Below are 4,522 nucleotides of genomic sequence, written 5' to 3'. Positions count from 1 at the left end.
TAATTAAGCGACCAGTAGTGGTCTCACCAGTAAAGGACACTTTATCGATACGTGGATTAGAAGCGATTGGCTTACCAGCTTCAACACCAAAGCCATTAATGACGTTCAGTACGCCTTTCGGTAAAATGTCTGCCGCGCCTATTAAGTCAAGCATATACAAAATAGAAGAAGGGGTTTGCTCGGCTGGCTTGAGGACTACACAGTTACCCGCTGCAAGCGCTGGTGCAATTTTCCAGATCGCCATTAAAATAGGGAAGTTCCAAGGAATGATTTGACCGACGACGCCAAGTGGTTCATGGAAATGATAGGCGACCGTGTCTTCATCAATTTGGCTAATACCGCCTTCTTGCGCGCGAATCACCCCAGCGAAGTAACGCAAATGGTCCATTGCTATTGGAATATCAGCGGCGAGTGTTTCACGTACCGGTTTACCGTTTTCATAACTCTCAGCGATAGCGATAGCCTCTAAATTGGCTTCGATACCGTCGGCAAGTTTGAGTAACATATTAGAGCGTTCAGTGACACTGGTTTTGCCCCAAGCGTCTTTGGCAGCATGAGCGGCATCTAGCGCAGCTTCAACATCTGCTTCTTTAGAGCGTGCAACCTGACAGAATACTTTACCGTCGATTGGACTTGAGTTATCAAAATATTCACCATCGATTGGCGCGACCCATTCGCCGTTAATAAAGTTATCGTATTTTTCGCGGAATTGGACGGGACTGTTTTCAGTATTGGGATAGGCGTATAACATGAACGATTCCTTGTTGTGTATTATGGCTACGTAAGAATAAATGACTTAAGCATAGATATTTGGCCATCCTGACCAAGCTATGAGTCTATCGTACTGAGCTTTGGCTTCGAACGATAATGACTTTTTATAATGATATATTTTGTATCACATAACTTAAAGTTATGTGAGTGAGGATAGTTAAATGCTTCGCAAAATGGATGTAGCTGTTATAATTGTTATTATCTATTTTTGCTGACTATGGGTATCAATGTAACTACCGCTGTTCTCTTTTTCTGATAATGTGTTTCTTGTGCTTTTTTCTTATTACTATTAATTAATTGGTTTGGATATATGCGTCAATCTTCTGCTCTAGATATTCTAAAAACAGGTCAAAACGTCTTTTTGACAGGCTCAGCAGGTTCAGGTAAGACTTATACCCTTAACCAATATATCGACTATCTGCGCGCACGTCGTGTGCCGGTTGCCGTCACTGCCAGTACCGGAATTGCTGCGACGCATATGAACGGCACCACCATTCATAGCTGGTCAGGTATCGGTATTAAAGATGAACTTTCTGATCGCGATTTAACCAATTTATCGCGCAAGCAATTCTTAGCAGATCGTTTAAAAGATACGGCAGTGTTGATTATTGATGAGATATCAATGCTGCATGCCAAGCAGATTAATTTGGTCAGCCAAGTACTTAAGCACGTGCGCAAAAATGATAAAGCTTTTGGTGGTATCCAAGTGGTGGTGGCAGGGGACTTTTTTCAGTTACCGCCGATTGGCAGTAAGGGCGAGAGCAATCGTGAGAAGTTTGCCTTCATGTCTGAAGCGTGGCTCGATGCCAAGTTCCATATTTGCTATTTGTCTGAGCAACATCGCCAAGTGAGTGAAGCTGCTAATGGTGGGCTTGATTTGGACGATATTCTGAATCAAATTCGTCGTCAAGAAGTGACCTTTGAGGCGATTGCCGCCTTAGAGGCGACCTTTGATCAAAGTGTCGATATCAAACGTACCCGCCTTTATACCCATAACCTCAACGTTAATAGTATAAATGATAAAGAACTTGCAGCGTTAGATGGCGAAAAGATGCGCTTTGAAGCCACTTCTATTGGCGATAGTAAACTGGTTGAAACGCTAAAAAAGACGGTTCGTACTCAAGATGACTTGGTATTAAAAGTTGGCTCAAAGGTGATGTTTATTAAAAATAATACCGAGCTTGGCGTATCTAATGGCACCATGGGCGAGCTCATTGGTTTTGCTGCTGTTAAAATTGATGATAGCAAGGACAGTAGCGATGATTTAATCGAAGACGATGATATTGATAGCGATAAAGGTAGTGATGCTAGTAACGGTAAACAGACTGCTAAGAGCGCAAAAAATAAAACTAAGAAGGACAAAGATAAGCCAAAAGTTAAAAAACCAACGACGCAGAAAATGCCAGTGGTCAGACTGAACTCAGGGCGTGAAGTCATCGCCGAGCCTGAAGAATGGATCATCGAAGACGAGACGGGTGAAGTGCTCGCGAGCTATGAGCAGGTGCCATTATGTTTGGCTTGGGCAATTACTATTCATAAATCGCAAGGTATGACACTAGAAGCCGCTGAAATAGACTTGTCCCGCACCTTTGAGCTTGGGCAAGGGTATGTGGCATTATCACGTTTAAAGTCGCTGGCAGGTTTACAGCTGCTGGGTATGAATGACATGAGCTTACAGCTTGATCCGCTAGCACGCGGCGCAGATAAACGCTTTCTAGTGCTGTCTGATGAGGCAGATGCTAACTATGCTATGCTTGATGAAGAGAGTATGACGCAGGCGCATGAGAAGTTTATTCTTAAATCAGGCGGTACCTTAAGCAAGTCAATCATTGACGCCTATGCCAACCTACAAAAAAAGCGCCGCGAGCAACAACAAGCGCAAATAGAGAAAAAACAGAAACTGGGTAATCAGGTTTCGGATAAGTCGGACAGTACATTACTGGTAACGCGGTTATTATTAGAGGAAAGCTTGTCTATTGCGGAGATCTCTCAAGCCCGTCAGCTTTCACAATCAACGATTATGCGTCATATTGCTGACCTAAAATCTCAAGATCCAAGCTTGGCTTGTGATCATCTGCGTCCAGAGGATGAGGTGATGACGGCCGTTGGCAATGCTTATGTGGCGATTAAAGTCGCTAACAATCCAAACGATTTTAATGATGATGGCAGTATTAAGCTGCGTCCGATATATGATCATCTAAAGCAGAGCATTGACTATAATACGATTCGCTTAGCACTGATTTTCATTACCCCGTAGCATCTAACAATTCGTCTGTAAAAGAAATATTCAGTCCAGTTAGTATGCTATTGGTTGCATTTCATTTTAGCGTTGAACTTGTAGCGCTCAATTCTCTTTTATGTCTTTTTATTTATAGCGATAATTTGTTATGCCTGATTTTTCTAACGCCACCTATCGTCTAACGTCTGATCCTACTGTAGTAGGGTTTCATGCGACCAGTGAGCAGACTCAACCTCTGAGAGTTGCTATTAATGGTTTCGGTCGTATTGGTCGCAATGTGCTGCGCGCGCTACTAGAACGCTTTGAGGTGCTAGGACGTGCCATTCATGTGGTGGCGATTAATGATTTGGCACCAGCTGAGACGTTATTGCATCTACTCAGGTTCGATAGCACGCATGGACGCTTGAGCCGATTGGGCGTTACTGCTGATATCGTACAAGATGGCATCACCGATCGTCAGCAAAAACCCTGTGCGACAGCAAAAAATGATATTCAGCTTTGCTTGACCAAAAATAATCTTACTTACTGCATTCGTCTATTATCAAGAGAGAATCCAGAAACGCTGCCATGGAAAGACTTGCAGGTTGACGTGGTGCTGGAGTGTACCGGAAATTATCGCTCATACGAACAAGCGAGCTTGCATATAGAAGCAGGTGCTAAGCAAGTCATTATCGGCGCGGCTCCCTTTGATCATGTCGATGCTTCTATCGTGATGGGCGTCAATAGCGAGACATTAACGCGTGATTTGCCTATTATATCTAGCGTCTCTTGTACGACTCAGGCGTTAGTACCGCTCATTGATACCCTCGATAAAGCCTTTGGTGTCAAGTCAGCGATGATGACAGAGATTCATGCTGTGACTGCGGATCAAACCGTACTCGACCAAGCGCATCGTGATTTGAGGCGTGCGCGCGCATCTGGTTATAATATTATTCCAACGACTTCAAGTAGTATTGCCGCGACGGAGCGCGTGCTACCTAACATGATAGGTAAGATTAATGGGCATTCTATTCGCGTGCCAACCATTGATGTGGCTGCCATTGATGTGACTTTTGTGTTTGATACGCCAAGTGTTGGCATTGACGCTATTCGAGACGCACTGAAAACTGCCAGTGAGGGTAGTTTGATAAATATCATGGCTTATACTGATGAACCATTGGTTTCAAGTGACTTTATTCATCAACCTGAATCGCTCATCATCGATGGGCAACAGCTGATGCAAGTAGGTGAGCAACATAAGGTTTTTGCTTGGTATGACAATGAATGGGGCTATGCCAATAGACTGCTAGATATGTGCTTACATCTGGCCTCAAGTAAGCCTTAGAGCAAAAATTAGCAGCTATTAGTAAATTTATTTATTTATTTTGAGATAACTGCTTGCATTCTCATTTCAGATCGCTATAATGATGCACAAATGGAGACGTGGCAGAGCGGTTGAATGCACCGGTCTTGAAAACCGACAAGGGTTCATAGCCCTTCGAGAGTTCGAATCTCTCCGTCTCCGCCAAATTC

3 protein-coding genes and 1 tRNA gene are annotated in these 4,522 nt (G+C 43.6%); 3 read left to right on the top strand and 1 reads right to left on the bottom strand.

All coding sequences use genetic code 11. The features are described 5' to 3' along the window. Positions 1-751: aldehyde dehydrogenase family protein (locus WAZ74_RS09510; RefSeq protein WP_422308061.1), on the bottom strand; the 751-nt coding region annotated here is incomplete at its 3' end. 330 nt (positions 752-1,081) lie between these two features. Here WAZ74_RS09510 and WAZ74_RS09505 point away from each other — a divergent pair. The 3 genes from WAZ74_RS09505 (at position 1,082) to WAZ74_RS09495 (ending at position 4,517) form a co-directional block, all read left to right on the top strand. Beyond that, positions 1,082-3,028, top strand: coding sequence for an AAA family ATPase (locus tag WAZ74_RS09505; protein WP_422308060.1), 1,947 nt, complete (start codon positions 1,082-1,084; stop codon positions 3,026-3,028). Positions 3,029-3,158: 130 nt separating this feature from the next. Continuing rightward, the gene (locus WAZ74_RS09500) at positions 3,159-4,334 is read left to right on the top strand and encodes a type I glyceraldehyde-3-phosphate dehydrogenase (protein ID WP_422308059.1); all 1,176 of its coding nucleotides are present in this window, start codon (positions 3,159-3,161) and stop codon (positions 4,332-4,334) included. 92 nt (positions 4,335-4,426) lie between these two features. Beyond that, positions 4,427-4,517 (top strand) — tRNA-Ser (locus WAZ74_RS09495). Positions 4,518-4,522 lie beyond the last annotated feature (5 nt).

The organism is Psychrobacter sp. (assembly GCF_049295055.1).
Lineage (GTDB): Bacteria > Pseudomonadota > Gammaproteobacteria > Pseudomonadales > Moraxellaceae > Psychrobacter.
The sequence above is the reverse complement of the archived record's forward strand: the minus strand, read 5'-3'. Positions and strand labels throughout refer to the sequence as shown.

What these genes read in the sequence shown, in the direction of transcription:
- WAZ74_RS09500 (WP_422308059.1), top strand. Translation starts at nt 3,159, where the DNA reads ATGCCTGATTTTTCTAACGCCACCTATCGTCTAACGTCTGATCCTACT.
- WAZ74_RS09505 (WP_422308060.1), top strand. Translation starts at nt 1,082, where the DNA reads ATGCGTCAATCTTCTGCTCTAGATATTCTAAAAACAGGTCAAAACGTC.